The sequence below is a fragment of the Teichococcus aerofrigidensis genome, from assembly GCF_054073225.1.
On the sequence record NZ_JBSXMU010000036.1, the window covers coordinates 1 to 25,931 of the forward strand.

Annotated in this window: 23 protein-coding genes; 15 read left to right on the forward strand and 8 right to left on the reverse strand. The window is 72.7% G+C overall.

The annotated features are described in order from the left end of the window. Window positions 1-30 precede the first annotated feature (30 nt). On the forward strand, window positions 31-168 hold the full coding sequence (locus ACVMLK_RS09970) for an adenosylcobinamide-GDP ribazoletransferase (RefSeq protein WP_457486320.1): 138 nt from the start codon (window positions 31-33) through the stop codon (window positions 166-168). A 36-nt stretch (window positions 169-204) separates the two neighbouring features. Here ACVMLK_RS09970 and ACVMLK_RS09975 read toward each other — a convergent pair whose 3' ends face one another. Beyond that, the gene (locus tag ACVMLK_RS09975) at window positions 205-729 is read right to left on the reverse strand and encodes a histidine phosphatase family protein (protein WP_457486307.1); all 525 of its coding nucleotides are present in this window, start codon (window positions 727-729) and stop codon (window positions 205-207) included. Window positions 730-774: 45 nt separating this feature from the next. On the opposite strand from ACVMLK_RS09975, the gene ACVMLK_RS09980 reads away from it, so the two are divergent. Further along, entirely contained in the window at window positions 775-1,656 is an 882-nt protein-coding gene (locus ACVMLK_RS09980) for an alpha/beta fold hydrolase (RefSeq protein ID WP_457486308.1), read from the forward strand. Between the two features lie 6 nt (window positions 1,657-1,662). On the opposite strand, the gene ACVMLK_RS09985 is transcribed toward ACVMLK_RS09980, so the two are convergent. Continuing rightward, window positions 1,663-2,466: an IclR family transcriptional regulator gene (locus ACVMLK_RS09985; RefSeq protein ID WP_422922038.1), complete on the reverse strand. Its 804-nt coding sequence runs from the start codon at window positions 2,464-2,466 to the stop codon at window positions 1,663-1,665. 107 nt (window positions 2,467-2,573) lie between these two features. Here ACVMLK_RS09985 and ACVMLK_RS09990 point away from each other — a divergent pair, with 107 nt between their 5' ends. The 5 genes from ACVMLK_RS09990 to ACVMLK_RS10010 are packed head-to-tail and all read left to right on the forward strand — an operon-like array spanning window position 2,574 to window position 9,868. Next, window positions 2,574-4,646, forward strand: a complete 2,073-nt coding sequence (locus tag ACVMLK_RS09990; RefSeq protein WP_457486309.1) for a 3-hydroxyacyl-CoA dehydrogenase NAD-binding domain-containing protein — start codon at window positions 2,574-2,576, stop codon at window positions 4,644-4,646. After that, the gene (locus ACVMLK_RS09995; protein WP_457486310.1) at window positions 4,647-6,311 is read left to right on the forward strand and encodes an AMP-binding protein; all 1,665 of its coding nucleotides are present in this window, start codon (window positions 4,647-4,649) and stop codon (window positions 6,309-6,311) included. Continuing rightward, the gene (locus ACVMLK_RS10000) at window positions 6,308-7,486 is read left to right on the forward strand and encodes an acetyl-CoA C-acyltransferase (protein WP_198367550.1); all 1,179 of its coding nucleotides are present in this window, start codon (window positions 6,308-6,310) and stop codon (window positions 7,484-7,486) included. Before ACVMLK_RS09995 ends, ACVMLK_RS10000 begins: the two co-directional genes overlap by 4 nt. 11 nt (window positions 7,487-7,497) lie before the next feature. After that, window positions 7,498-8,691: an acyl-CoA dehydrogenase family protein gene (locus ACVMLK_RS10005; RefSeq protein WP_457486311.1), complete on the forward strand. Its 1,194-nt coding sequence runs from the start codon at window positions 7,498-7,500 to the stop codon at window positions 8,689-8,691. A gap of 34 nt (window positions 8,692-8,725) precedes the next feature. Beyond that, window positions 8,726-9,868, forward strand: a complete 1,143-nt coding sequence (locus tag ACVMLK_RS10010) for an acyl-CoA dehydrogenase family protein (RefSeq protein WP_457486312.1) — start codon at window positions 8,726-8,728, stop codon at window positions 9,866-9,868. A 35-nt stretch (window positions 9,869-9,903) separates the two neighbouring features. Here ACVMLK_RS10010 and ACVMLK_RS10015 read toward each other — a convergent pair whose 3' ends face one another. Then, window positions 9,904-10,575 (reverse strand): class I SAM-dependent methyltransferase, encoded by a 672-nt coding sequence (locus tag ACVMLK_RS10015; RefSeq protein ID WP_422922043.1) that lies wholly within the window; start codon window positions 10,573-10,575, stop codon window positions 9,904-9,906. After that, a complete protein-coding gene (gene ubiA / locus ACVMLK_RS10020) occupies window positions 10,572-11,480 on the reverse strand; it encodes a 4-hydroxybenzoate octaprenyltransferase (RefSeq protein WP_457486321.1) in 909 nt (302 codons plus the stop codon). Before ubiA ends, ACVMLK_RS10015 begins: the two co-directional genes overlap by 4 nt. A 20-nt stretch (window positions 11,481-11,500) precedes the next feature. Between ubiA and ACVMLK_RS10025 the strand changes: the two genes are divergently transcribed. Together ACVMLK_RS10025 and ACVMLK_RS10030 are read left to right on the forward strand one after the other, a co-directional pair. Beyond that, on the forward strand, window positions 11,501-12,229 hold the full coding sequence (locus tag ACVMLK_RS10025) for a 16S rRNA (uracil(1498)-N(3))-methyltransferase (RefSeq protein ID WP_198367554.1): 729 nt from the start codon (window positions 11,501-11,503) through the stop codon (window positions 12,227-12,229). Between the two features lie 60 nt (window positions 12,230-12,289). Continuing rightward, window positions 12,290-13,633 (forward strand): glutamate--cysteine ligase, encoded by a 1,344-nt coding sequence (locus ACVMLK_RS10030; protein WP_457486313.1) that lies wholly within the window; start codon window positions 12,290-12,292, stop codon window positions 13,631-13,633. Between the two features lie 145 nt (window positions 13,634-13,778). Here ACVMLK_RS10030 and ACVMLK_RS10035 read toward each other — a convergent pair whose 3' ends face one another. After that, a complete protein-coding gene (locus ACVMLK_RS10035; RefSeq protein WP_198367556.1) occupies window positions 13,779-14,090 on the reverse strand; it encodes a hypothetical protein in 312 nt (103 codons plus the stop codon). A 254-nt stretch (window positions 14,091-14,344) separates the two neighbouring features. Here ACVMLK_RS10035 and uvrB point away from each other — a divergent pair, with 254 nt between their 5' ends. Beyond that, window positions 14,345-16,585, forward strand: a complete 2,241-nt coding sequence (gene uvrB / locus ACVMLK_RS10040) for an excinuclease ABC subunit UvrB (RefSeq protein WP_457486314.1) — start codon at window positions 14,345-14,347, stop codon at window positions 16,583-16,585. A gap of 92 nt (window positions 16,586-16,677) precedes the next feature. After that, entirely contained in the window at window positions 16,678-17,733 is a 1,056-nt protein-coding gene (locus ACVMLK_RS10045) for a polysaccharide pyruvyl transferase family protein (protein WP_457486315.1), read from the forward strand. Window positions 17,734-17,751: 18 nt separating this feature from the next. On the opposite strand, the gene ACVMLK_RS10050 is transcribed toward ACVMLK_RS10045, so the two are convergent. Together ACVMLK_RS10050 and ACVMLK_RS10055 are read right to left on the reverse strand one after the other, a co-directional pair. Further along, complete coding sequence (locus tag ACVMLK_RS10050) at window positions 17,752-18,474, reverse strand: TVP38/TMEM64 family protein (protein WP_370592058.1); 723 nt, start codon at window positions 18,472-18,474, stop codon at window positions 17,752-17,754. After that, window positions 18,471-19,289, reverse strand: a complete 819-nt coding sequence (locus tag ACVMLK_RS10055; protein ID WP_198367712.1) for a glycosyltransferase family 2 protein — start codon at window positions 19,287-19,289, stop codon at window positions 18,471-18,473. Before ACVMLK_RS10055 ends, ACVMLK_RS10050 begins: the two co-directional genes overlap by 4 nt. Before the next feature lie 153 nt (window positions 19,290-19,442). On the opposite strand from ACVMLK_RS10055, the gene ACVMLK_RS10060 reads away from it, so the two are divergent. From ACVMLK_RS10060 to tldD, 3 genes are read left to right on the forward strand one after another with little or no spacing between them, the layout of a single operon-like run. Then, entirely contained in the window at window positions 19,443-20,516 is a 1,074-nt protein-coding gene (locus tag ACVMLK_RS10060; protein WP_457486316.1) for a COX15/CtaA family protein, read from the forward strand. Beyond that, window positions 20,513-22,744 carry a PAS-domain containing protein gene (locus ACVMLK_RS10065; protein ID WP_457486317.1) on the forward strand — a complete coding sequence of 744 codons (2,232 nt, stop codon included), beginning with the start codon at window positions 20,513-20,515 and terminating at the stop codon, window positions 22,742-22,744. Before ACVMLK_RS10060 ends, ACVMLK_RS10065 begins: the two co-directional genes overlap by 4 nt. Beyond that, complete coding sequence (gene tldD / locus ACVMLK_RS10070) at window positions 22,741-24,168, forward strand: metalloprotease TldD (RefSeq protein WP_198367561.1); 1,428 nt, start codon at window positions 22,741-22,743, stop codon at window positions 24,166-24,168. Before ACVMLK_RS10065 ends, tldD begins: the two co-directional genes overlap by 4 nt. A gap of 27 nt (window positions 24,169-24,195) precedes the next feature. Here the strand turns inward: tldD and ACVMLK_RS10075 are convergent, their stop codons facing one another. Then, entirely contained in the window at window positions 24,196-24,714 is a 519-nt protein-coding gene (locus tag ACVMLK_RS10075) for a hypothetical protein (protein ID WP_422922048.1), read from the reverse strand. A 229-nt stretch (window positions 24,715-24,943) separates the two neighbouring features. Between ACVMLK_RS10075 and ACVMLK_RS10080 the strand changes: the two genes are divergently transcribed. Continuing rightward, a complete protein-coding gene (locus tag ACVMLK_RS10080; protein WP_422922049.1) occupies window positions 24,944-25,924 on the forward strand; it encodes a Bug family tripartite tricarboxylate transporter substrate binding protein in 981 nt (326 codons plus the stop codon). Window positions 25,925-25,931: the final 7 nt, after the last annotated feature.

A 25,931-nucleotide genomic window follows, 5' to 3' on the forward strand; every position in this document is an offset into this window, starting at 1 on the left:
GCGCTGCTCACCCCGGCGCCGGCGGCGGCGGTGCTGGCCGCCGGCCTGGCGGGCCTTGGCATGACGGCGCTGGCGCGGCGGCAGATCGGCGGCCAGACCGGCGATGTGCTGGGGGCGACGGCGGTGGTCGCGGAATGCGCCGTCCTCTCGGCGCTGGCGGCGGGATGAGGGGCGGCGGCGGCCGGGGGCCTTCCCGCCCCGCGGTCAGCCCTGCTCCCGCCCGTCCTCGAACCAGCGCAGGCTGCCCATCGGCTGCGCCGGGGCCAGCAGATCGACCGGCCGCCCGCGCAGCAGATCGGCCAGCACCTTCAGCGGCCCGCCATGCGCGACAACGAGGCAGGTCCCGGGCCGCTTCCCGCGCAGCTCCGCATGGAAGTCCGTGACCCGCGCCACCAGCGCCGCGCCGCTTTCGCCGCCGGGCGGGGCGAAGCCCCAGGGGTCGGCGGCCCACCGGTCCAGGGCCGCGCGCGGCACGCCGTCCCAGGGCCGGCCCTCCCAGGCGCCGAAATCCAGCTCCAGCAGGCGGGCGTCCACCGTGGCGGGGCCGAGGCGCCGCGCCAGCGCCAGGCACCGCCGGGCCGGGCTGCTGACCAGCACGGCCGGGCGGAACCTGCGCAGCGCCCGCAGCAGCGGCGCCGGATCGGCCGGGCCGGGCGGCACATCGAGCCGGCCGTAGCAGAGCCCCGCCGGCAGCGCCGTGGGCAGATGGCGGAGCAGTGCCACGCGCATGCATGGGCTGTAGCGGAAGCCGCCGGGCCGGGCCAGAATCGGCGCATGCAGCCTGACACCTCCGCCGACGCATTCGACCTCGACGCCGCCCGCCTCGCGCTGGAGGAGGCGCTGCGGCCGCTCGCCGCCCGCGCCAGGCGGCACGAGACCCCCTGCGGGGCGGGCCATATGGTGTGGCACGAATGGGGCGCGGGGCCGCCTCTGGTGCTGCTGCATGGCGGCAGCGGCTCGTGGCGGCACTGGGCGCGCACCATCCCCGCCCTGGCGGAGCGCTGGCGGGTGATCGCCGCCGACCTGCCGGGCCTCGGCGAGTCGGAGGCGCCGCCGCGGCCGGAGGCGCCGGAAGAGATCGCCGCCATCCTTTCGGGCGGGCTCGACAGCCTCCTGGGCGGGGCGCGCTACCGGCTGGCCGGCTTCTCCTTCGGCGGGCTTATGGCGGGGCTGCTGGCGCGGCGGGACGTGGCACGGCTGGACGGGCTGGTGCTGGTGGGCGCCGTCGGGCTCGGGCAGCCCTATGAGCCGCCCGCCCTGCGGGGCGTGCTGGGCCAGCCGCGCGCGCGGCAAATGGCGATCCACCGCGACAACCTGGCGACGCTGATGATCGCCGATCCGGCCCGCATCGACCCGGCGGCGCTGGCGATGCAGGACTGGCACACCTGGCGCACCCGCTTCCGCAGCGGCGCCTTCGCCGGCACCACCCTGCTGCGCGACGCCATCCTGGACCTTCCGGTACCGCTGGGCGGCATCTGGGGCGCGCGCGACACCACGGCGAGGCCCGACGTGCCGACGCGGCTGGCGCAGATCCGCGCCTGGCGTCCGGATGCGCGGCTGCACGCCATTCCAGGGGCCGGGCACTGGGTGATGTGGGAGGCGCCGCAGGCCTTCAACGCCGCTCTGGCCGGCCTGCTGGAGCCGGGTTTCCCGTGAAACGGTTCAGCCCGGCAGGGTGGCGGCGAGGTCCATGCTGTGCTCCAGCCGCCGCGCCACCTCGATCAGCCGCGGCCGCGCCTCCTGCAACAGGTGCTCCGGGCTGACGACGAAGGAGGGGGCGCCGCAGTTGATCACCATGGGCGGCAGCCCGCCGCCGGGGTGGAAGCCCAGCGCGATGGCGTTCACATCCTCCTGCCAGTCCCCGAAGGAGCAGCAGCAGCCGTAGTCGCGCTGCTCGGCCAGGGCCTGCGCGATCACGCCAGCGACGCGGTCGCGCTCGGCCGCGGGAAACTGCCGCAGCAGGGCGGCGCGCTCCGCCGGGGTGGCGACGGCCAGCCAGGCCCGCCCCATGGCGCTGTTGACCAGGGAGATGCGCGAGCCGGCCTCCAGATTGACGGAGATGGCGGCATCGCCCCGCGCCAGCTCCAGATAGACCACGCCCAGCCGGTCCCGCATGCCGAGGGCGGTGACGCTGCCGGTCTCCACCGCCAGGCGCTGCAGCAGCGGCCGGGCCAGCCGGCGGATGTCGAGCCCGCCCAGCATGGCGGCGCCGAGCGAGAGCACCGCCGAGCCCAGCCGGTAGCGGCCGAGCTCCGGGACGTGATGCAGGTAGCCCAGCTCGGTCAGGGTGTGGGTCAGGCGGGAGACCGTGGATTTCGGCAGGCCGCAACGCGCCGCGATCTCCTGGTTGCCCAGCATCGCCTCGCCCCGGCGGAAGCAGCCCAGCACCTCCAGCCCGCGGGCCAGGGCGGTGACGAAGTGGCGGTCGGTCCCGTCCTCCTGCGGGGCGGTGCGGCGGCGAGCCATGTCGGACCTCCCTGGCGCAACGGCCGTGCTTGACGTGGCGGCCTACCCTCCTTCTAATGCGCCTCAATAATGGAATTCAATTCCGCATTGCAGAATTAGGGGCCGAAATGTCCGAAGTCGTCAGCTACAGCCTGCGGGATGGCGTCGCCATCGCCACCATCGACAATCCGCCGGTGAACGCCCTCTCGGCCGCCGTGCGCGCCGGGCTGCTGGCCGCGGTGCGCCGCGCGGCGGAGGATGCGGAGGCCGCCGGCCTCGTCATCACCGGTGCCGGGGCGGCCTTCATCGCCGGCGCGGACATCACCGAGTTCGGCAAGCCGCCCGCACCGCCCGCACTGGGCGATGTCATCGCCGCGATGGAAGCCAGCCCGAAGCCGGTGGTCGCCGCCATCCAGGGCGTGGCGCTGGGCGGCGGCCTGGAGGTGGCGCTGGGCTGCGACGCGCGGCTGGCGGGGCCGAAGGCCAGGCTCGGCCTGCCGGAGGTGAAGCTCGGCATCCTGCCCGGCGCCGGCGGCACGCAGCGCGCCCCGCGCCTGATCGGCGCCGCCGTGGCCCTGCCGCTGATCGCCTCGGGCGAGCATCTGCCGGCGGCCCGCGCCGTCGAGCTGGGCCTCGCCGATGCGCTGGTCGAGGGCGACCTGCTCGCGGCCGCCATCGCCAAGGTCAAGGACCTGGCCGCCGCGCCGCCCCGGCCGCGCCTGAACGCGCGGAACGAGGGCCTCGGCAGCCGCGAGGCCTTCGAGGCGGCCGCCAAGGCCCTGGCGAAGCGCGCCGCCGAGGAGCCCCAGGTCGCCGCCATCATCCAGTCCGTCCGCAATGCCTACGACCTGCCCTTCGAGGCGGCGCTGCAGGCGGAGCGCGACTTCTTCATCCAGCTCCGCGACGATCCCCGCAGCAAGGCGCTGCGCCATGTCTTCTTCGCCGAGCGCGAGGCGGCGCGGATTCCCGGCCTGCCGAAGGGCACCGCGTCGCGCCCGGTGCGGCGGGTCGCCGTGCTCGGCGCCGGTACGATGGGCGGCGGCATCTCGATGGCCTTCGCCAATGCCGGCATCCCGGTGACGATGATCGAGACCGATGCCGGCGCCCTGGAGCGCGGGCTGCAGCGGATCGACGGCATCTACGCCACCTCGGTCAAGCGCGGCAGCCTGACCCCCGAGGCGCATGCGGGCCGCATGGCGCTGATCGAGGGCAAGGTCGGGCTGGAGGCCGCCGCCGGGGCCGATCTGGTGGTCGAGGCGGTGTTCGAGGATCTGGATCTCAAGAAGGAGATCTTCGCCAAGCTCGACAGGATCACCGATCCCGGCACCGTGCTGGCCAGCAACACCTCCTATCTCGACATCGACCAGATGGCCGCCGCCACCTCGCGCCCGGGCGACGTGCTGGGAATGCACTTCTTCTCGCCCGCCAATGTCATGAAGCTGCTGGAGGTGGTGCGGGCCGCGAGGACCGCGCCCGAGGCGCTGGCCACCGCCGTCGAGGTCGGCCGCAGGCTGGCCAAGGTGCCGGTCGTGGTCGGCGTCTGCCACGGCTTCGTCGGCAACCGCATGCTCTCCCGCCGCACCCAGCAGGCCGAGCGCCTGCTGCAGGAGGGCGCCCTGCCCGAGCAGGTGGACAAGGCGCTGACCGATTTCGGCTTCCGCATGGGTCCCTTCGCCATGGGCGACCTCGCCGGGCTCGATATCGGCTGGCGCATCCGCAAGGCCACGGGCGGCAGCGCGCCGGTGGCCGATGCGCTCTGCGAGGCCGGGCGCCTCGGCCAGAAGACCGGCCGCGGCTACTACGCCTATCCCGAGGGTGCCCGCGCCGGCGTGCCGGACCCGGAGGTGGCGGCGCTGATCGAGGGTGTCTCCGCGCGGCTCGGCATCGCCCGCCGCGCCATCGGCCAGAAGGAGATCACCGAGCGTCTGATCTATCCGATGATCAACGAAGGCGCGCGCATCCTGGAGGAAGGCATCGCGGCCCGCCCCGGCGACATCGATGTGGTCTGGCTCTATGGCTACAACTGGCCGGCCTGGCGCGGCGGGCCGATGCATTACGCCGACGCGACCGGGCTGGCGCATATCGCGCAGCGCCTCTCGCACTACGCCGAGGCGACGGGCGACGAGAGCCTGCGGCCGGCCCCGCTGCTGGCGCGCCTGGCGGCGGAGGGCGGCAGCTTCTCCGGGCTGAAGGCGGCCTAGATGTCGCCCCCGCGCGAGGCGCATCCCTGGGAGGCCTCCTACCCGCCCGGCGCGCGCTGGGACGTGCCGATCGCCACCGGCACCCTGCCGGCGCTGCTCGATGCCGCGGCGGCGGAATGGGATGGCAAGGTGGCGCTGCACTACCGCGGCCGCGACATCGGCTTCGCCGGGTTGCGCGCCACGGCCGACCGCGTCGCCGCCGGGCTGATGGCCGAGGGGCTGCGGCCGGGCGACGCGGTGGCCTTCTACCTGCCCAACACCCCCTGGCATCCGGCCTGCTTCTTCGGCGTGCTGCGCGCCGGGGGGCGGGTGGTGCATCTCTCGCCGCTCGACGCGCCGCGCGAGCTGCTGCACAAGATCGCCGACAGCGGCGCGCGCTGGCTGATCACCACCGACTTCCCGACCCTGCTGCCGAACGCGCTGCGGCTGCTGCGCGAGGGCGCGGTGGAGCGCGCCTTCCTGGCGCCGGACGCGGCCTGGGGCGGCACCTCCGCCCCGGCCCAGCCGGATTTCGAGCCCCTGCCGCTGCGCGACGGCCCGCCGGCGCCCTGGCCGGCGCTCGACGAGACCGATGTCGTGCTGCTGCAGTACACCGGCGGCACCACGGGCCGGCCCAAGGGCGCGATGCTGACGCACCGCAACCTGACCGCCGCCGTCTCCATCTACCAGGCCTGGCGCGACGAGGACACGCTGCCGCGCGGCGAGCAGCGCGTGCTCGGCGTGCTGCCGCTGTTCCATATCTACGCGCTGACCGCCGTGCTGCTGCGCCACCTCGCGGACGGCAACACCATCCACCTGCATCCGCGCTTCGACCTGGAGGCGGCGGTGGAGGCGATCGAGCGGCACCGCATCAACGTCTTCCCCGGCGTGCCGACCATGTGGATCGGCCTGCTGAACATGCCCGGCATCGAGCGCCGCGACCTCTCCTCGCTGCGCATCTGCTCCTCCGGCGGCGCGCCCATGCCCTTCGAGGTGCAGGAGCGGCTGGAGGCGCTGATCGGCACGCGCATCGGCGGCGGCTGGGGCATGACCGAGACCAGCCCCGCCGGCAGCCGCCTGCCCTTCCGCGGACCGAAGCGCCCCGGGCTGATCGGCCTGCCGCTGCCGGGGATCGAGATGCGCGTGGTGGACCTGGAGGATGCCGGCCGCGCCCTGCCGCCGGGCGAGCATGGCGAGATCGCCACGCGCGGGCCGAATGTCTTCGCCGGCTACTGGAAGCAGCCGACGGCGACGGAAGCCAGCTTCCGCGACGGCTGGTTCCTCACAGGCGACATCGGCTGGATGGACGAGAAGGGCTATTTCACCCTGGTCGACCGTCGCAAGAACATGATCATCTCCTCCGGCTTCAACGTCTATCCGGCGGCGGTGGAGCAGGCGATCTACGAACACCCCGATGTCGAGGAATGCATCGTCATCGGGGTGCCGGACACGTATCGCGGCCAGGCGGCCAAGGCCTTCGTGAAGCTGCGCGACGGCGCGGCGGTGCTGACGCTCGACGCGCTGAAGGCCTTCCTGGCCGACCGTATCGGGCGGCACGAGATGCCCGCCGCGCTCGAGTTGCGCGCGGCCCTGCCGCGCAGCGCGGCGGGCAAGCTGCTGGCGGCCCGGCTGCGTGAGGAAGAGGAACTGGCGCGCGGCGCCACAACGAAGGAAACGCCCGCATGAGGGAAGCCGTCATCGTCTCCACCGCCCGCACGCCGATCGGGCGCGCGGCGCGGGGCAGCCTGAACATCACCCACGGCGCCGACATGGCGGCGCATGCCATCACCCACGCCCTGTCGCGCGCCGGCATCGGCGGCCAGGAGGTGGAGGAGGTGATCATGGGCTGCGGCTACCCCGAGGGCGCGACCGGCGGCAACATGGGCCGCGCCGGGGCGCTGCGCGCCGGCCTGCCGGTGGCCACCGCCGGCATGACCGTCAGCCGCTTCTGCGCCTCGGGGCTCGACGCCATCGCCGCCGCCGCGCGCCGCATCATGACCGACGATGCCGGCGTGCTGGTCGCGGGCGGCGTGGAGTCGATCAGCCTGACCGTGCCCAAGGTGGACCGCGCCGCGGCGCGCAACCCCTGGCTGATGGAGCACCATCCGCACCTCTACGACAGCATGATCGAGACCGCCGACCTGGTGGCGGCGCGCTACGGCATCTCCCGCGAGGCGCAGGACGCGTTCTCGCTGCTCAGCCAGCAGCGCACCGCCGCGGCGCAGCAGGCCGGGATCTTCGACGACGAGATCGCGCCGATGGAGGTGACCTACGCCGTCACGGACAAGGCGACCGGCGAGACCACGCAGCGCAGCAAGACCTTCGACCGGGACGAGGGCAACCGCCCGGAGACGACGCTGGAGGGCCTGGCCAAGCTCAAGCCGGTGCGCGAGGGGCAGTTCATCACCGCCGGCAATGCCAGCCAGCTTTCCGACGGCGCCAGCGCCTCGGTGCTGATGTCGGCCGAGGAGGCGGCGCGGCGCGGCCTGAAGCCGCTCGGCGTCTTCCGCGGCTTCGCCAGCGCCGGCTGCGAGCCGGAGGAGATGGGCATCGGCCCGGTCTTCGCCGTGCCGCGCCTGCTGCAGCGCCACGGGCTGAAGGTGGAGGACATCGACCTCTGGGAGCTGAACGAGGCCTTCGCCTCGCAGTCGATCTACTGCCGCGACCAGCTCGGCATCCCGGAGGCGCGGCTGAACGTCAATGGCGGCGCCATCTCCATCGGCCATCCCTTCGGCATGAGCGGCGCGCGCCTGGTCGGCCACGCGCTGCTGGAGGGCCGGCGGCGCGGCGCCCGGCGCGTCGTCGTCACGATGTGCGTCGCGGGCGGCCTCGGCGCCGCCGGCCTGTTCGAGATCCTCTGAGGAACGCCGCCATGGAACTCCGCTACACGCCCGAGGAAATCGCCTTCCGCGAGGAGCTGCGCCGCACCTTCCGCGAGAAGATCCCGGCCGAGATCCGCCGCAAGGTCAGCGAGGGCCGGCACCTCGACCGCGAGGACATCGCCGCCGCCCACCGAATCCTGCACGCCGAGGGGCTGGCCACGCCGAACTGGCCGGTGGAATGGGGCGGCAAGGACTGGAGCCCGGTGCAGCGCTACATCTACATCGAGGAGGTGCAGGCCAACGCGGTGCCGATGCCGCTCTCCTTCAACGTCGCCATGGTCGGCCCGGTGATCGCCAACTTCGGCAGCGAGGCGCAGAAGAAGCGCTTCCTCCCCCCCACCGCCAGCCTCGACATCTGGTGGGCGCAGGGCTTCTCCGAGCCGGGCGCCGGCTCCGACCTCGCCGGGCTCAAGACCACGGCGAAGCGCGAGGGCGACCATTACATCCTGAACGGCCAGAAGACCTGGACCACCCTCGGCCAGTACGCCGACTGGATCTTCGTCCTCGCCCGCACCAACCCGGCGGCGGAGAAGAAGCAGAAGGGCATCTCCTTCATCCTGGTGGACATGAAGTCCCCCGGCGTCACCGTGCGCCCGATCATCACCATCGACGGCGCGCATGAGGTGAACGAGGTCTTCTTCGACGAGGTGAAGGTTCCCGTGGAGAACCTGATCGGCGAGGAGAACAAGGGCTGGGACTACGCCAAGTTCCTGCTCTCCAACGAGCGCAACAACATCGCCCGCGTCGGCTTCTCGAAGGAGAAGCTGGCCCGCGTCAAGGAGCGCGCGAAGGAGACGCCCGCGGGCGAGGGCACGCTCTGGGACGACGCCGATTTCCGCCGCCGCGTCGCCATCGCCGAGATCGAGCTGAAGGCGCTCGAGATCACGCAGATGCGCGCCGTCGCCGCGCAGCGCCACCGCGCCGCCGACAAGCCGGACCCGACCTCCTCGATCCTGAAGATCAAGGGCTCCGAGATCCAGCAGATGGCGACCGAGCTGATGGTCACCGTCGCCGGCCCCTATGCCGTGCCGATGCCCTCCCATTCGCACAACGAGCCGCCGGTCGGCCCCGACTGGGCGGAGGCCGCGGCGCCGCTGTTCTTCAACTACCGCAAGGTCTCGATCTACGGCGGCTCGAACGAGATCCAGCGCAACATCATCGCCAAGGCCTTCCTCGGCCTCTGACCGGCCGCGACGCAGCAACAGAGGACACATCCCGATGGATTTCGACCTGACCGAGGAACAGCGCCTGCTGAAGGAGAGCGTCGACCGGCTGATGGCCGGCGCCTATGGCGATTTCGAGAAGCGCCGCGGCTACCAGGAGGAAGCCAAGGGCTACAGCCCGAAGCTCTGGACGCAGTATGCCGAGATGGGCCTGCTGGGCCTGCCCTTCCCCGAGGCGCAGGGCGGCTTCGGCGGCGGCCCGCTGGAGACCATGATCGTCATGGAGGCGGTCGGCCGCGGCCTGGCGGTCGAGCCCTATCTCACCAGCGTGGTCATCGGCGGCGGCCTGCTCCGCCTGGCGGGGCGCGACGATCTGATCGGCGAGCTGGTCGGCGGCGAGGCGACCTTCGCCCTGGCCACCACCGAGCGGCAGTCGCGCGACGACCTCTTCGACGTCGCCACCACCGCCCGCCGCTCCGGCGAGGGCTGGGTGCTGGACGGCGCCAAGAGCGTCGTGCTGTACGGCGAATCCGCCGATCACCTCATCGTCTCCGCGCGCACCGCCGGGCAGCGGCGCGACCGGGAGGGCATCTCCCTCTTCCTGGTGCCCGGCGATGCCAGGGGTGTCAGCCGGCGCGGCTATCCGACCCAGGACGGGCTGCGCGCCGCCGAGATCCAGCTCGAATCCGTGCAGCTTCCGGCCGGCGCCCTGCTCGGCGCCGAGGGCGGGGGCCTGCCGCTGCTGGAGCAGGTGGTGGACATCGCGCTGGCCGCCCTCTGCGCCGAGGCGGTGGGCGCGATGGAGGCGCTGCACGAGCTGACGCTCGACTACCTGAAGCAGCGCAAGCAGTTCGGCGTCACCATCGGCAGCTTCCAGGCGGTGCAGCACCGCGCGGCGGACATGCTGGTGGCGCTGGAGCAGGCGCGCTCCATGACGATCTACGCGGCGATGATGGCGGAGAACCCCGATCCGGCGGCGCGCCGTCCGGCCATCGCGGCGGCCAAGGCGCTGGTCAACCGCTCGGCCGAGCTGATCGGCAAGGAGGCGATCCAGCTGCATGGCGGCATCGCCATGACCATGGAGTACAAGGCGGGCCACTACTTCAAGCGGCTCTCCATGCTGATCAACCAGTTCGGCGACACCGACCGGCACCTGCGCGTGGTGGCCGAGGCGGGCGGGCTGGAGCCGGCGGCCTGACGCCTCCTCCGGGGGAGGACTTCCCCCGGAGCTTTCTATGCCTTCCCGCCGGCCGGCGGGAAGGCATGGACCCGGTAGACCGTCACGCCCCGCATGTCCCGGTCCTCCAGCTCCCGCGTCACCGGCACCGCGAGCCGGGCGACCGGCTCCAGCCCCTCCCGCGGCAGATAGGCACGGCCGGGATCGGCCAGCAGCACCGCGGCGCCCTCCGCCGCCAGCCGGCGCAGCCAGGGCATGATATGCGCGGTCATCGGCGCCTCGTAGCAGACGTCGCCGGCCAGCACCGTGTCCCAGCGCCGCGCCGCGCCGACCACGTCGCCCGTCGCCGCCGCCACCGTCACGCCGTTCCGCGCCGCGTTCAGGCGCGCCGCGGCGATGGCCAGCGGGTCGATCTCCGCCACCTCCACCGCCAGCGCCCCGGCGCGCGCGGCGGCGATGGCGGCCAGCCCGCCCCCGGCCGCGAAGTCCAGCACCCGCCGGCCCCGCACCGGCACGACGCCATCCAGGATCAGCCGGGCCAGGGCCTGACTGCCCGGCCAGGCGAAGGCCCAGAAGGGCGGCTCGATATCGCGCGCCTCCAGCCAGTCCTCGGTGGCCTGCCAGATGGGCGTGATCTCGGTGGCGAGGTGAAGCTCGATCTCCGGCACCAGCGGCGGCCGCGCCAGGGCCGTGTGGGCGGCGATGAAGGCGGCCGGATCGCCGGTCACAGGCGGCCGGCCAGGAAGGCCAGGGTGATCAGCAGCCCGACCTCCCGGTTGCGCTGGAACAGGCGCAGGCAGAGGACGGGGTCGTGGATGTCGAGGCGGCGGATCTGCCAGGCCAGCACCCCAGCCGGGGCCAGCAGGGCGACATGGAAGAAGGGCCCGAGCCCGGCCAGGATGCCGGCCAGCAGAAGCAGCGCCACGGCCCCGGCATAGCAGGCGAGCAGGAAGGGCGCGGTGCGCTCGCCGAAATGCCGGGCGGTGCTGCGGACGCCGATCAGCGCGTCATCCTCGCGGTCCTGATGGGCATAGATGGTGTCGTAGCCCAGGATCCAGAGGAAGGCGGCGGCGTAGAGGACGAGGCCCGGCCCGTCCAGCCGGCCGGTGGCCGCCGCATAGCCCATCGGCGCCCCCCAGGAGAAGGTCAGGCCGAGCACCGCCTGGGGGAAGTCGGTCACGCGCTTGGCCAGCGGGTAGAGCGCCACCGGCAGCAGCGAGACCACGCCGAGCAGGATGGCGAGGCCGTTGAGCTGCACCAGGATGGCGAGGCCGATGGCCAGCAGCGCGGCCAGGAAGAGCAGCGCCTGCCGCGGCGTCACGGCGCCGGAGGCGATGGGCCGGCCGGCGGTGCGCGTCACCTTGCGGTCCAGGTCGCGGTCCCAGAGGTCGTTCACGACGCAGCCCGCGCCGCGCATGACGACCGAGCCGAGGCCGAAGAGGAGGGCCAGCGCCAGCCCCTGCGCCCAGTCCTGCGCCGCCAGGGCGAAGGCCCAGAGCGCGGGCAGGAAGAGCAGCCAGGAGCCGATCGGCCGGTCCAGCCGCATCAGCAGCGCATAGGGCCGCCAGCCATCGGGGAGTTGCGCGACCCAGCCGCGCGCGCGGATATCGGTATGCGGAATCACCCTGCCAATAAGCGCCGCCGGAGAGCCCGATGTCCATCCCCCGCCTGTATGTCGAAGCCGATCTCGCCGAAGGGGCGGAAGTCCCGGCCCTGCCCGGCCAGGGCCACTACCTCGGCCAGGTGATGCGCCGGCGCGAGGGCGACGCGGTCGACCTGTTCAACGGGCGGGATGGCGAGTGGCGGGCCAGCATCGCCGCGCTGCGCAAGGACAGGGCGACCTTCCGGGCCGGCTCGCGGCGCCGGGCGCAGCAGGCCGGGCCGGACCTCCGCCTGCTGCTCGCGCCGGTCAGGCGCGATGCCCTGGAATGGACGGTGGAGAAGGCGACCGAGCTCGGCGTGCGGCGGATCCAGCCGGTGCTGACCGCCCGCTGCGTCGTCACCCGGGTCAATCTGGAGCGGCTGGCCGGCATCGCCCGCGAGGCGGCGGAGCAGTGCGAGCGGCTGGACCTGCCGGAGATCGCCCCGCCGCTGGACCTCCACGCCGCGCTCGATGCCTGGGACGGCGCGCCCCTGCTGCTGGGCGACGCGCGGGGCAATGCACCATCGGCCAGCGTGGTTCTGGCCGGACGAACACCGCCGATCGGCCTTCTGGTCGGGCCGGAAGGCGGTTTCACGGAGCAGGAGCTTGACGCCGCCCGGCGTCGCCCCTTTGTTCTAGCGGCTGCCTTCGGCCCCCGAATCCTGCGGGCCGAGACGGCGGCGGTCGCAGGGCTCGCGGTGCTGCAGGCACTGGCGGGCGACTGGGCCGTCCCCACCTGAGCGATCCAGCACATGCCACGCCGGGCGCCCGCCCTGGCCCGGGGCGCACGGAAGGTCACGATGTCCAATCCCGGCGAGGCCGATCTCACGCCGATCTCCTCCGTGCGGCAACTGGCCGAATGGTTCGCCGCCGGCAGCAAGCCGCCGGCCGACTGGCGCATCGGCACCGAGCACGAGAAGTTCGGCTTCCGGCGGGAGGGCCTGGCGCCGCCGCCCTATGAGCCGCAGGGCATCCGCGCCATCCTGGAAGGGCTGACGGCGCGCGGCTGGGAGCCGATCCTGGACGATGGCCGGCCGATCGGGCTGAAGCGCGGCGGCGCCTCGGTCAGCCTGGAGCCGGGTGGCCAGTTCGAGCTGTCCGGCGCGCCGCTGGCCAGCCTGCACGAGACGGCGGCGGAGCTGCGGGACCATCTGGACGAGGCGCGGGCGGTCGCCGGGGCGCTCGGCATCGGCTTCGCGCCGCTCGGCTTCCACCCGCTGGCGCGGCGCGAGGACATGCCCTGGATGCCCAAGGGCCGCTACGCGATCATGCGGCAGTACATGCCGCGGGTCGGGCGGATGGGGCTCGACATGATGCTGCGCACCTGCACCGTGCAGGTGAATCTCGATTTCGGCGATGAGGCCGACATGGTCGAGAAGCTGCGCGTCAGCCTGGCGCTGCAGCCGCTGGCCACCGCCCTCTTCGCCAATTCCCCCTTCCTGGAGGGCCGGCCCTCCGGCCTGCGGACCCTGCGCGGCCGGGTCTGGACCGAGACCGACCCGGACCGCACCGGCGTCCCCGCCGTGGCCTTCGAGCCGGGCTTCGGCTTCGAGCGCTTCGCCGAATGGGTGCTCGACGTGCCGATGTACTTCATCATGCGGGAGGGCCGGTGGATCGACGCGACGGGCCTGACCTTCCGCCAGTTCATGGCGCGCGGCCTGCCCGGCCAGCCGGGCGTCGAGGCCAATATGGGCGACTGGGCCGACCACGTGACCACGGTCTTCACCGATGTCCGCCTGAAGCGCTTCCTGGAGATGCGCGGCGCCGATGCCGGCAGCCCGGAGATGATGGTGGCCCTCTCCGCCTTCTGGACGGGGCTGCTCTATGACGACGCGGCGCAGAAGGCCGCCGCCGCCCTGGTGCGGGGCTGGACGGTGCCGGAGATCCGCGCCTTTCGCCTGGCGGTGCCGGAAGGCGGCCTCACCACGCCCTTCCGGAGCGGCACGGCGCGCGAGCTGGGCCGCGCCGCCGTCGCCATCGCCGAGGACGGGCTGCGCGCCCGCGGGCTGGGCGAGGAGACGCTGCTCGCGCCGCTGCGGGCCATCCTGGACAGTGGCGAGACCCAGGCCGACCACTGGCTGCGGCGCTGCGCCGAGGCCTGGGGTGGCGATGTGCGGCGCATCTTCGCCGAGGCCGCCATCTGACCGGCCCCTCCCTCCCGCCGGGTGCGGGAGGACGGGCTGCGCCAGAGCATTTCCCGTTCGCGCCGGCTCACCGCGAATGCTCTAGCCATCTGTTTTCGCGAGCATCTTCACCTGGTCAGGTGCTTCCGCCCGATCGGGATCCGCTCTAGATGGCGGGTATGGCGTGCCGGACGCGGCGCGTGGCGGCGCGCCAGGCCATCGAGACGGCGGCCCAGACGCTGCCGGCATGGCCGAGTTCGGCGATCTCGTCGGCGACCACCAGCATGACCCGGATGCCCTCCGGGCCGGGCTGCATGACCACCCCCGCATCCTCGCCGTCCCAGAGGGCGGGGGCGAGATGCAGCGTGGCCTCTCCGTCGGTGCCAAGATGCGGGAAAACCTTCCACTGACCGGGCAGGGTCTGGATGAGGGCGGTGATCTCGGCGATCTCCGCGTCGGACAGGGTCGGCAGGGTCATCAGGCTCACATTCTGCGGCGCAGCACGAAGGCACGGGGAGCGAGCAGGCTCGTGTCGCCAGAATTTCTTATAAACGGTGAAGACTTCTTAAAGAAACTCGCCAACATCACGGAAAAGTTAACGCACCGCAGCATTGCCTTGGCGGATTCGCAATGTGTTCTATTTTCGTTCCGTGGATGATTCTGCCACCGCCGCACCCCACATCCCCGCAGCGCTGCCGACTCGATACCCTCGTCCCCCGCACGGACCGTCGCATGAACCTGATCATTCCCGCCGCCACGCCGTTCCTGCCCCGGAAACGCCCCGCCCCGCCCATGACCCGGCGGCTGCAGGTGGTCTCCCCCTACGAGCCGGCGGGGGACCAGCCCGCCGCCATCGCGCAGCTGGTGGAGGGGCTGGGCCAGGAGGAGCGGGACCAGGTGCTGCTCGGCGTCACCGGCTCGGGCAAGACCTTCACCATGGCCAAGGTGATCGAGGCGGTGCAGCGCCCCACCCTGATCCTGGCGCCGAACAAGACGCTGGCGGCCCAGCTTTATGGCGAGATGAAGTCCTTCTTCCCGGAGAACGCGGTCGAGTACTTCGTCAGCTACTACGACTACTATCAACCGGAAGCCTATGTTCCGCGCTCCGACACCTATATCGAGAAGGATGCGCAGATCAACGAGCAGATCGACCGCATGCGGCACAGCGCCACCCAGGCGCTGCTGGAGCGCAACGACGTCATCATCGTCGCCTCGGTCTCCTGCATCTACGGCATCGGTTCGGTCGAGCTGTATTCGAACATGGTGGTCAAGCTGCAGCTCGGCGGCCGCATCGCCCGCGAGCAGCTGCTGAAGGCGCTGGTCGAGCAGCAATACCGCCGCAACGACGCCGCCTTCCAGCGCGGCACCTTCCGCGTGCGCGGCGAGACGGTGGATGTCTGGCCCTCGCATCTGGAGGATCGCGCCTGGCGCATCAGCCTGTTCGGCGACGAGATCGACGGCTTGCGCGAATTCGACCCGCTGACCGGCGAGATCGCCGGCGAGATGGAGAATGTCGCCATCTACGCCAACAGCCACTACGTGACGCCGCGCCCGACCCTGCTGCAGGCGATCCGCGACATCCGTGTCGAGCTGAAGCAGCGGCTGGAGGAGCTGACCGCCGAGGGCAAGCTGCTGGAGGCGCAGCGGCTGGAACAGCGCACCACCTTCGATCTCGAGATGATGGAGACCACCGGCTCCTGCAAGGGAATTGAGAACTACTCGCGCTACCTCTCCGGCCGCGGCCCCGGCAACCCGCCGCCGACGCTGTTCGAGTACCTGCCCGAGAACGCGCTGCTGATCGTCGATGAGAGCCACGTCACCGTGCCGCAGATCGGTGGCATGTACCGGGGCGACTACGCGCGCAAGACCATCCTCTCGGAGTTCGGCTTCCGCCTGCCCTCCTGCATGGACAACCGCCCGCTGAAGTTCGAGGAATGGGACAGCTTCCGCCCCGACAGCCTCTTCGTCAGCGCGACGCCCGGCTCCTGGGAGATGGAACGCACCGGGGGCAGCTTCGCCGAACAGGTCATCCGCCCCACCGGCCTGACCGATCCGCCGGTCGAGATCCGGCCGGTGGAGGGGCAGGTGGACGACCTGCTGGCGCAGTGCCACGACGTGATGGCCAAGGGCGGCCGCGTCCTGGTGACGACGCTGACCAAGCGCATGGCCGAGGACCTCACCGAATACATGACCGAGGCCGGCATCAAGGTCCGCTACCTGCATTCCGACGTGGACACGCTGGAGCGCATCGAGATCATCCGCGACCTGCGCAAGGGCGTGTTCGACGTGCTGGTCGGCATCAACCTGCTGCGCGAGGGGCTGGACATCCCGGAATGCGCCCTGGTCGCCATCCTCGATGCCGACAAGGAAGGCTTCCTGCGCTCCACCACCTCGCTGATCCAGACCATCGGCCGCGCCGCGCGCAACGCCGAGGGCCGCGTCATCCTCTATGCCGACCGCATGACCGACAGCATGCGCCGCGCCCTGGAGGAGACCGACCGCCGCCGCGCCAAGCAGCAGGCCTGGAACGCCGAGCACGGCATCACGCCGCAGACCATCCGCCGGCAGATCAGCGACGTGCTGCAATCGGTCTATGAGCAGGATTACGTCACCATCGCGCCGACGGCGGCGGAGGAGGACGGGCCGGCGGAGTTCGTCGGCAAGGACCTGCGCGCCAGCATCGCCGAGCTGGAGCGCAAGATGCGCGCCGCCGCCGCCGATCTGGAGTTCGAGACCGCCGCCCGGCTGCGCGACGAGATCAAGCGGCTGGAGAATCTCGAGCTGGGTCTGGCGGATGCGCTGCAGCCCAACCTGGCCGGCCGCTCCATGCAGGACGCGCAGCCGCGGCGGGCCGCCGAGGCGGCGCCGAAGCGGGGTGCAGGCCGGAAGGAATGGCGCCCGAAGCCCCTCGGCCCCGGCGGGGGCGGCTATGAGCCGGGCAAGCGTGGCGGACGGACGAAGCGGGGAGGTTGAGGCATCGCAGCTTCCGGTTGCAAGTATGCCGGTTTAATGTCCAATATGGCTGCGTAACCTTTCGTCTTTCGCCGCCTCAGGAAAGCCGCCGCATGACCGCAACCCCCGAGGTGGCGCCTGCCCCCGACCTGTCGCATTACAGCGACTACGCCGATCTGGCGGCGGAGATCCACCGCCTGAAGGCCGTGCCGCTGGCCTGGGTGCGCAGTTCCCTGAAGGTGCCTTTCGCCAATTTCGGCGACGCCCTGAGTCCCGTGGTCGCCACCGCGCTCAGCCGCCTGCCGGTGGCGCATCGCGCCTTCGACGGCAGGAACCTGCGCCTCGCCGCGGTCGGCACCATCGGCCAGAACCAGCGCAACGGCACGGTGCATGTCTGGGGCACCGGCTTCGACGCGGCACATGGGCGGATGGCGGAATCCGGCCGCTACGTCGCGCCGCCGGACACACAATTCGTCATCCACGCCGTGCGCGGCCCCAACTCCCGCCGCACCCTGCTCCAGGCGGGACTGCACGCGCCGGCGGTCTATGGCGATCCGGGCTGGGTGCTGCCCCGGATCTTCCCCCGCATCCTTCCCCAGGGCGAGGCGACGCCGGGCACCGAGCTCGGCGTCATTCCGCATATCTCCGAGCTGGCCACGCCGCAGCCCGAGCCGCTGATGCGCGTCGGACTGGCCCGCTACGAGGGGGGGACGGAGGAAGGCGTCCGGATCATCCCGACCTATCACGAGCCATCGATGGCCGGCTTCCGCGGCAAGCTGGACGAGATACTCGGCTGCCGCCGCATCGCCAGCACCAGCTTCCACGGCCTGATCCTGGCCGATGCCTATGGCATTCCCTGCGCCCTGCTGAGCGGCAGCCTGCCGCCCGGCCCGCACATCATCCCCCTGCCCGAGAGCGCCGGCCTGCTCGACCACCGCGTCGCCGATTTCTACCTCGGCACCGGCCGCCGCAACCTGCTGGTCTATGGCCAGCCGACCGGCCAGCCGACCGACTGGGCGGCGCTGATCCGCGCCATCGACCGGCACTACCAGCCCTTCGCCCACGACCACGCGGGGCTGCTCGAGGCCTTCCCGGTGCGGCCGGCCATCGACCCCACCGCGGCGCGCTGGCCGCTGCCGGCGGATTTCGAGCAGCTGCTGCGCTGGTAGTCCGGTGGCGGGCCGGGCTCAGGGCGCGCTGTCGTCCCCGGTCGCCATCGCCCGGCCGGTGCGGTGCCGGCGCAGCATCCAGACCCCGATCAGGGCCGAGCCCAGGAACAGGATGCCGGCCAGGACGAGCTGCGTGGTCCGCTCCACCGCCACGCCGGAGCCGGCCAGGGCGAAGACCGCCGTCTGCGGCAGGTAGCCCAGCAGGCTGCCGGCCAGGAAGGCCGGGGCCGGGATGGCGGAGAGTCCGGCCAGCAGGTTCACCGCCAGGTTGTTGCCGATGGGCAGCAGGCGCAGCGCCAGGGTGGCGCCGAAGGGGCTGGCGGTCAGGCTGTCATGCAGCGGCCGCAGTCGCCGCCCGAAGCGCCCGGCCAGCCGCCGCTCCGCCCAGCCCCCGCCGACCAGCCGCGCCCAGCCATAGGCCGCGGCGCAGCCCAGCATCTGCGCCAGCAGCCCGAGCAGCCCGCCCAGCCAGGCCCCGAAGGCATAGCCGCCCAGGAATGCCACGGCCTGACGCGGCACGCCGACCGCGCAGGCGATGCCGCCGATGGCCAGGAAGACCGCCTCCCCCCAGAGCGTCTGCTGCAGGCCGAAGCGGCGCACCCAGGCCTCGGCCTGGTCACCGCCCGGCGCCGCGCCCAGTTCGCGCAGCAGCCAGCCGGCCAGGCCCAGCCCCGCCGCCATCAGCAGCAGCCGGGCGAGCGCGGCGAAGGGATTGCGGCGTTGCGGCGGCCCGCCGCTCACCCGGGGTCCCCGGGCAGCACCCCGGGCAGCACCCCAGGCAGCACATGGGGGCGCTTCCAGCGGCGCTGCAGCCACATCACGCCGAAGATGTCGACCACGCCGACCACCAGCCGGTCGAGCGTGCCGTAGTTCGACTGGCCGCGCATGCGGGGGCGATGGTTCACCGGCCGGCTGACCACCCGCCCGCCCTGGCGCAGCACCAGCGCGGGCAGGAAGCGGTGCATGTGGTCGAAGGCCGGCAGGCTCAGGAACAGCGCGCGCGGGAAGAGCTTCAGGCCGCAGCCGGTATCCGGCGTGGCATCGCCCAGCAGGCGCGCCCGGATGCCGTTGGCCCAGCGGCTGGACAGGCGCTTCACCTGGTTGTCCTGCCGCTTCGTGCGCCAGCCGGCCACCATCAGCGGCGGCGCCTCCGGGCGGCTCTCGGCCCTGGCGAAGTCCCAGAGCGCCGGGATATCGGCCGGGTCGTTCTGCCCGTCACCGTCCAGGGTGGCGATCCAGGCGCCGCGCGCGGCGCGCACACCGGTGACGATGGCGGCGGATTGGCCGCAGGAGGCGGCGTGGCGCAGCACCCGCAGGGCCGGCACCTCCCGCGCCACGGCGCGCAGCGTCTCGGCCGTGGCGTCGGTCGAGCCGTCATCGACATAGACGATCTCGTGCGGCACGGCGGCCAGGGCGGCGCCGATCTCGGCCACCAGCGGGGCGATGTTGGGCGCCTCGTTGCGCACCGGCACGACGACGGAGATGGCGGGCTCGGTCAGGGCATCGGGCGGCGCGCCGGGGCTTTCGGCATCGGCGGGGCGCGGGTCTTCCGGCATGGCCGGGCGGGGTAGCAGGCGGCGCGCGGTGCGACAAGCGCCCGCCATGACGGGAGGCTGCTGATGCGGCGTGGCCACGTCGCGCCCGCGAAAGCGAAAAGCAGCGGCGTGGCGTCCTCCGCCGCCGCGACGGCTGTGCTAGGAAGGGCGACCATGCCTTTCGACACCCCCCGCCCCGCCCCCGACAGCCGCGCCGACCACCGCGCCATCGCCTGGTGGCTGCTCGGCATCGCCGGCCTGATCTGGGTGATGGTCGCGCTCGGCGGCGCCACGCGGCTCACCGGCTCCGGCCTCTCCATCATGGAATGGGCGCCGCTGCGCGGCACCCTGCCGCCGATGAGCCAGGCCGAGTGGCAGCGGCTCTACGATCTCTACCGCGGCATCCCGCAATACGAGCTGATCAACCAGGGCTTCGGCATCGAGGGCTTCAAGCGGATCTTCTGGCTGGAATGGCTGCACCGGCTCTGGGGCCGGCTGATCGGACTGGCCTTCCTGCTGCCGCTGGCCTGGTTCTGGCTGCGGGGCCGCATTCCCGCCGGGCTGAAGCCGCGGCTGGTGCTGCTCTTCCTGCTCGGCGGGCTGCAGGGGGTGGTCGGCTGGTTCATGGTCGCCTCCGGCTTCTTCGAGGACAGCACCACCGTCTCCCCCTACCGGCTGGTGCTGCATCTCGGCCTCGCCCTGGTGCTCTACGGCATGGTGCTCTGGACCGCGCTCGGCCTGCTGCGGCCGGAGCGCGACGGCCCGGCGCATCCGGCCGGGCTGCGGCGGCTGGTGCATCTGACGGCGGGGCTGGTGGTGCTGGCCATGCTGGCCGGCGGTTTTGTCGCCGGGCTGCGCGCCGGGCTGACCTACAACACCTTCCCGCTGATGGACGGACAATGGCTGCCGGATGGCTATGCCATGCTCTCGCCCGCCTGGCGCAACCTCACCGAGAACATCGCCGCCGTGCAATGGAACCACCGCCTGCTGGCGACCCTGGCCGGCCTGGCCGCCCTGGCGGCCGCGGCCTGGGGCCATCATGCCCTGCGGCCGGGCTTCGCCCGCGGCGCGCTGCTCGCCCTGGGCGGGGCGGTGCTGCTGCAATACGCGCTGGGCGTGGCGACCCTGCTGATGGTGGTGCCGGTCTGGCTCGGCACCTTGCACCAGGCCATGGCGGTGGGCGTGCTGACCGCGAGCCTGGTGGCGCTGCACGCGCTGCGGCCCGCCGCGCGGCCAGGCCGGTCGTGACCGGCGCGGCGCCCACCGGACTGGAGGAGCCGGAGGCGCTGCCGCCCGCCATGCTGGTCTATGACGGGGCATGGCAGGTCCGATTCGCCAGCCCGGAGATCAACCTGCTGTTCGGCCAGCCCGCCGGGGCGTCGCTGGTGGGGCGCAGCCTGGAGGAGATGACGCGCTGGGCCGCCTATGCCGGCATCTGCGGTCCGGGCGACCCCGAGGCGCAGCACCAGGCCCTGATGGCCCTCGATCGCAGCCGCCCCGGGCGCCGGACGTTCCGCGCCACCGACGGACGCTGGATCGAGATCAACTACGCACCGCTGCCCGAGGGCGGCTGCGTGACCATGTTCGTGGACGCGACGCCGCACCGGCTGGGCGAGGCGCGGGCCCTGGGGCGCCTCCGGCTGGCGGAGACCGCCCTGCTCGGCTGCCCCTTCGGCATCGGCCTGTTCGACCAGGACGGCCGGCTGCGCCTCGCCAGCCCCTCCTGCGAGCCGCTCCTCGGCCTGCCCCCGGGCAGCCTGCGGCCCGGCCTCGGCCAGGATGCGATCGCCGGCCTGATCGCGCGCCACCGGGTCCTGCCCGCGGACGAGGCCGCCCGGCTGGAGCGGAGCCTGAGGCTCGACGGCGGCCGCCGGCAGGACAGCATCTTCCGCTGGCAGGACGGGCAGGCGGTCCGCCTCATCAGCCAGCCGCTGCCGGATGGCGGCACCATGAGCGTGATCGACGACATCACGCCGATGCAGCAGGTCGAGGACGAGGCCAGGCGCCGGGCCGCGCTGCTGAACGGTGTGCTGGCGGCGCTGCCGCACGGCGTCTGCGTCTATGGCCCCGACCAGCGGCTGCGCCATGTCAACGCCGCCTACCAGGCCATCATGCGCGGCGCCGAGGTCACGGTCGGCGAGCATCTGTCCGAGATCATCGCCCGCCGCGCCGCGCTCGGCACCTTCCTCGACGACGCGACGCCCGAGGAGGTGTTCCGGCGCCAGACGCATTTCGGCCCGCCCCGCACCCGGCCGCGGCGCGACGGGACGGTGATCAGCGCCATCAGCGCCCCGCTGCCCGATGGCGGGCATATCTCCGTCATCAGCGACGTCACGGCGTTGCATCGCGCCCAGACCGACGCCCGGCACCGGGCCGATCTGCTGCAGGTCATGCTCGACAGCATGCCGCACGGTGTCTGCCTGTTCGACAAGGATGCCCGGCTGACCGCCGCCAACCGGCTGGCCGCGCCGATGATCGGCCTGCCGCCCGAGGCGCTGCAGCCCGGCACGCCCCTGCAGGAGCTGAAGCGGCGCCAGCTCGACAGCGGCGAGTTCACCGCCGACGCGCAGTTCCACCACCGCGCCAGCCAGGCGCCCGATGAGATGCAGATCCGGCTGGGCCGCTATCAGCGCACCCGTCCCGATGGCCGGGTGATCGAGGTGAGCAGCGACCCGACCGCCGAAGGCGGCTTCATCCGGACCTACCGCGATGTCACCGAGGAGCACCGCGCCCGGGCCGAGATCGAGCGCGCCCGCATCGCCGCCGAGGAGGCCGATGCTGCCAAGAGCCGCTTCCTGGCCACCATGAGCCACGAGCTCCGCACCCCGCTGCACGCCGTGATCGGCTTCTCCGAGGCGCTGCAGGCCGATCCGAACGGGGCCAATGTCGAGGAGTTCGTCGGCACCATCCTGGAGGCAGGGCGGCACCTCCTCTCGCTGATCGACGAGATCCTGGAGGTCGCGCAGGTCGGCACCGGCCCGCTGCCGGCGCAGATCCGGCCGCTGCACCTGCCGACCGTGCTCGGCAACATGGTGCGGCTGATGGGCACCGCCGCCGAGGAAGCCAGGGTGGCGCTGATCCTCGATCCCCTGCCGGAGCTGCCCCGCGCCCTGGCGGAGGAGCGGCGCTTGCGCCAGGTGCTGCTCAACCTCATCTCCAATGCCTTGAAGTTCACGCCGCAGGGTGGCGAGGTGCATGTCTCCGCCGAGGCGCTGGAAGAGGGGGTCGTCGAGTTGCGCGTCTCCGACAGCGGCATCGGCATCGACCCGGAACAGGTGGAGCGCGCCTTCGAGCCCTTCGTCCAGCTGGAGCCCACGCATTCGCGCCGCTATGCCGGATCGGGGCTTGGCCTCTACCTGGCCCGCGCCCTCTCCCGGGCCATGGGCGCGGAGCTCCGGCTGGACAGCGCCCCCGGCCGGGGAACCGTGGCGCGGCTGCGGCTTCCCGCCCATCAGCATCAGGAGCAGACGGCATGACCGCCCTCGCGACCACCGACCGGCTGTTCTTCCGCGACCTCGACCGCGCCGCGGCCGAGCGCATCCTCTCCGGCGCCCTGTCCGGCACCGAGGATGGCGAGCTGTTCCTCGAATACGTGGAGAGCGAGGCGGTCAGCCTGGATGACGGACGCATCCGCTCGGCGAGCTTCGACGCGACGCGCGGCTTCGGGCTGCGCGCCGTGCAGGGCGAGGCGGCCGGGTACGCGCATGGCGGCGAGATCTCGGAGGCGGCGCTGAAGCGGGCGGCGGCCACGGTGCGCGCCGTGGCCCAGGGCCGGTCCGGCACCCTCGCCGCCGCGCCGCGCGCCACCAATGCGCGGCTCTACGACGGCGCCAACCCGCTCTCGGCCCTCGACTTTCCCGCCAAGACCGCGCTGCTGGCCGAGATCGACGCCTATGCCCGCGCCCGCGACAGCCGCGTGACCCAGGTCATGGCCAGCCTCACCGGGGAATGGCAGGCGGTGCAGATCCTGCGCGCCGATGGCAACCGGGTGGCCGACCTGCGGCCGCTGGTGCGGCTCAGTGTCTCCGTCGTGGTCGAGGCCGGGGGGCGGCGCGAGACCGGCAGCCACGGCATGGGCGGGCGCTTCGCCTATGAGCGCGTCATCGCCCCCGCCGCCTGGCGCGGCGCGGTGGACGAGGCCCTGCGCCAGGCGGTGCTGAACCTGGAGAGCATCCCCGCCCCGGCCGGCGAGATGGAGGTGGTGCTCGGCCCCGGCTGGCCCGGCATCCTGCTGCACGAGGCGATCGGCCACGGGCTGGAGGGCGACTTCAACCGCAAGCGGACCTCCGCCTTCGCCGGCCTGCTCGGCAGCCGCATCGCGGCGCCCGGCGTGACGGTGGTGGATGACGGCACCCTGCCCGACCGGCGCGGCTCGATCACGGTGGATGACGAGGGCACGCCCTCCGGCCGCACCGTGCTGATCGAGGACGGCATCCTGGTGGGCTTCCTGCAGGACCGGCAGAACGCCCGGCTGATGGGCGCCGCCGCCACCGGCAACGGCCGTCGCCAGAGCCACGCCCATGCGCCGATGCCGCGCATGACCAACACGGTGATGGCGGGCGGCGACAGGGAGCCGGCCGAGATCCTGGCCAGCGTGAAGCGCGGGATCTACGGCGTGAACTTCAGCGGCGGGCAGGTCGACATCACCAGCGGCAAGTTCGTCTTCGGCATGTCCGAGGCCTATCTGGTCGAGAACGGCCGGATCGGCGCCCCGGTGAAGGGCGCCATGCTGATCGGCAACGGGCCGGAGGCGTTGACCCGCGTCAGCATGATCGGCAACGACATGGCGCTCGATCCCGGCATCGGCACCTGCGGCAAGCAGGGCCAGGGCGTGCCGGTCGGCGTCGGCCAGCCCACCCTGAAGATGACGGGGCTCACCATCGGCGGCACCGCCGTCTGAGCCCCGCCGCCTGAGCCCCGCTTGGCCTCAGCGGTCGCTGGCGCCCTGGAAGTTCTTGTTCTGCTGCGAGATGCTGCCCACCTTCCGCGGATCGACGCCGGTGGTGACGGCCTCGCTCTCGACCTTGCGCATGCCGTGATGGGCGGTGCGCCCGGCGTTGGGATGATGCCGGGCCCGGTTCGCCCGCTTCATCTCGAGGGCCCGACGGGCGATCTCTCCCTGCTCCGGCCGGCGCGCATCGGCATCGTGCCGCGCGATCTCCTTGTTCACCCGCCGCAGGGCGGAGGCGAAGATCTGCTTCTTGACCGTCAGGCCGGTCTCGTCCCGCGCCGGCGTGGCGCCGCGCGGCTCGGCCTTGCCGCGCCTCTCGCGCTGGCGGCCCCGGGCGACGTCGCGGGCCTTGTCGCGGAACTCCCGCAGCCGCCGGGCGATGTCGATCAGCTCCGGCTTCCGGACACCGGAGATGTCGGGGTAGTGGCTGCGCTGCACGGTCTCATATTCGTGGGTGGTCAGAACACGGCGTTCGGTCGCGATGGGGATGCTCATGCGGCGCTCCTTCTCCTCTCCGTCCATCCGGCGATCCCTCGCCGGTCAGGATGGATGACAACGCCGTCATCTTCCGCCCGTTGCACACCCCTGCCGGGAGGTTTCCGGGGCACTTGCGGGCGGTCGTACTGTTGACAGTCGCCAGATGACGGAATGACCATGGCCGTCACGGATCATGACTGGCCGAGGGCAACGCAACCCGGCCGGCGCCGGGGAGGAAGACCACATCATGCTGCAGCGCCGGACCCTGCTTGGCACCGCGCTCGCCCTGCCGGCCCTGGCCGGCGCGGGCGCGCGCGCGCAGACGCGCTATCCGGACCACCCGGTCCGCATCGTCGTCGGTTTCGCGGCGGGCGGCGCGACCGACATCACCACGCGCCTGCTGGCGCCCCGGCTGCAGGCGGCGCTCGGCGGCAGCGAGCCGGTGGTGGTCGAGAACCGGCCGGGCGGCAGCGGCAATGTCGCCACCCAGACCGTGGTCAACGCCGCGCCCGATGGCCATACCCTGCTGATGGGCACCATCTCCGCCCTGGCGATCAACCCCAGTCTGTTCGACGACCTCGCCTTCAACCCGCAGACCGACCTGACGCCGATCGGCCTCTTCGCGGATGTGCTGAACATCCTCGTCGTCCCCGCCGACCGGCCGTGGCGCGACCTGGGCGCCCTCATCGCCGCGGCGCGCGAGAATCCGGGGAAGCTGAACTACGCCTCCTCCGGCATCGGCGGCGCGGGGCATCTCGGCGGCGCCCTGCTCGACCATCTCGCCGGCATCGAGACGGTGCACGTGCCCTATCGCGGCGGCGGACCCGCCATGAGCGACCTGATCAGCGGCAAGGTGGACTATTCCTTCGCCACCGCGCCCACCGCCCTGCCGCAGGTGCAGGCGGGCCGGCTGCGCGCCCTGGGCGTGCCGACCGCGCGGCGCAGCCGCCTGATGCCCGAGCTGCCCGCCGTCTCGGAGACGGTGCCAGGCTTCGAGGTGGCCAACTGGTATGCCCTGCTCGGGCCCAGGGGGCTGCCGCAACCGATCGTGGCACGGCTTTCCGCCGCGCTGCGGGACTGCCTGGCGCAGCCGCAGCTGGTGACGGATCTGGCGCATCATGGCGCCGAGGCGCGGCCTTCCGAGCCCGCCGCCCTGGCGGCCTTCCTCAAGGCGGAGACCGAGAAGTGGCGGCCCCTGCTGAAGGCGTCCAACACCAGGCCGGAATGAGCGGCGA

What these genes read in the sequence shown, in the direction of transcription:
- ACVMLK_RS09975 (WP_457486307.1), bottom strand. Translation starts at nt 729, where the DNA reads ATGCGCGTGGCACTGCTCCGCCATCTGCCCACGGCGCTGCCGGCGGGG.
- ACVMLK_RS09980 (WP_457486308.1), top strand. Translation starts at nt 775, where the DNA reads ATGCAGCCTGACACCTCCGCCGACGCATTCGACCTCGACGCCGCCCGC.
- ACVMLK_RS09985 (WP_422922038.1), bottom strand. Translation starts at nt 2,466, where the DNA reads ATGGCTCGCCGCCGCACCGCCCCGCAGGAGGACGGGACCGACCGCCAC.
- ACVMLK_RS09990 (WP_457486309.1), top strand. Translation starts at nt 2,574, where the DNA reads ATGTCCGAAGTCGTCAGCTACAGCCTGCGGGATGGCGTCGCCATCGCC.
- ACVMLK_RS09995 (WP_457486310.1), top strand. Translation starts at nt 4,647, where the DNA reads ATGTCGCCCCCGCGCGAGGCGCATCCCTGGGAGGCCTCCTACCCGCCC.
- ACVMLK_RS10000 (WP_198367550.1), top strand. Translation starts at nt 6,308, where the DNA reads ATGAGGGAAGCCGTCATCGTCTCCACCGCCCGCACGCCGATCGGGCGC.
- ACVMLK_RS10005 (WP_457486311.1), top strand. Translation starts at nt 7,498, where the DNA reads ATGGAACTCCGCTACACGCCCGAGGAAATCGCCTTCCGCGAGGAGCTG.
- ACVMLK_RS10010 (WP_457486312.1), top strand. Translation starts at nt 8,726, where the DNA reads ATGGATTTCGACCTGACCGAGGAACAGCGCCTGCTGAAGGAGAGCGTC.
- ACVMLK_RS10025 (WP_198367554.1), top strand. Translation starts at nt 11,501, where the DNA reads ATGTCCATCCCCCGCCTGTATGTCGAAGCCGATCTCGCCGAAGGGGCG.
- ACVMLK_RS10030 (WP_457486313.1), top strand. Translation starts at nt 12,290, where the DNA reads ATGTCCAATCCCGGCGAGGCCGATCTCACGCCGATCTCCTCCGTGCGG.
- ACVMLK_RS10035 (WP_198367556.1), bottom strand. Translation starts at nt 14,090, where the DNA reads ATGACCCTGCCGACCCTGTCCGACGCGGAGATCGCCGAGATCACCGCC.
- uvrB (WP_457486314.1), top strand. Translation starts at nt 14,345, where the DNA reads ATGAACCTGATCATTCCCGCCGCCACGCCGTTCCTGCCCCGGAAACGC.
- ACVMLK_RS10045 (WP_457486315.1), top strand. Translation starts at nt 16,678, where the DNA reads ATGACCGCAACCCCCGAGGTGGCGCCTGCCCCCGACCTGTCGCATTAC.
- ACVMLK_RS10055 (WP_198367712.1), bottom strand. Translation starts at nt 19,289, where the DNA reads ATGCCGGAAGACCCGCGCCCCGCCGATGCCGAAAGCCCCGGCGCGCCG.
- ACVMLK_RS10060 (WP_457486316.1), top strand. Translation starts at nt 19,443, where the DNA reads ATGCCTTTCGACACCCCCCGCCCCGCCCCCGACAGCCGCGCCGACCAC.
- tldD (WP_198367561.1), top strand. Translation starts at nt 22,741, where the DNA reads ATGACCGCCCTCGCGACCACCGACCGGCTGTTCTTCCGCGACCTCGAC.
- ACVMLK_RS10075 (WP_422922048.1), bottom strand. Translation starts at nt 24,714, where the DNA reads ATGAGCATCCCCATCGCGACCGAACGCCGTGTTCTGACCACCCACGAA.
- ACVMLK_RS10080 (WP_422922049.1), top strand. Translation starts at nt 24,944, where the DNA reads ATGCTGCAGCGCCGGACCCTGCTTGGCACCGCGCTCGCCCTGCCGGCC.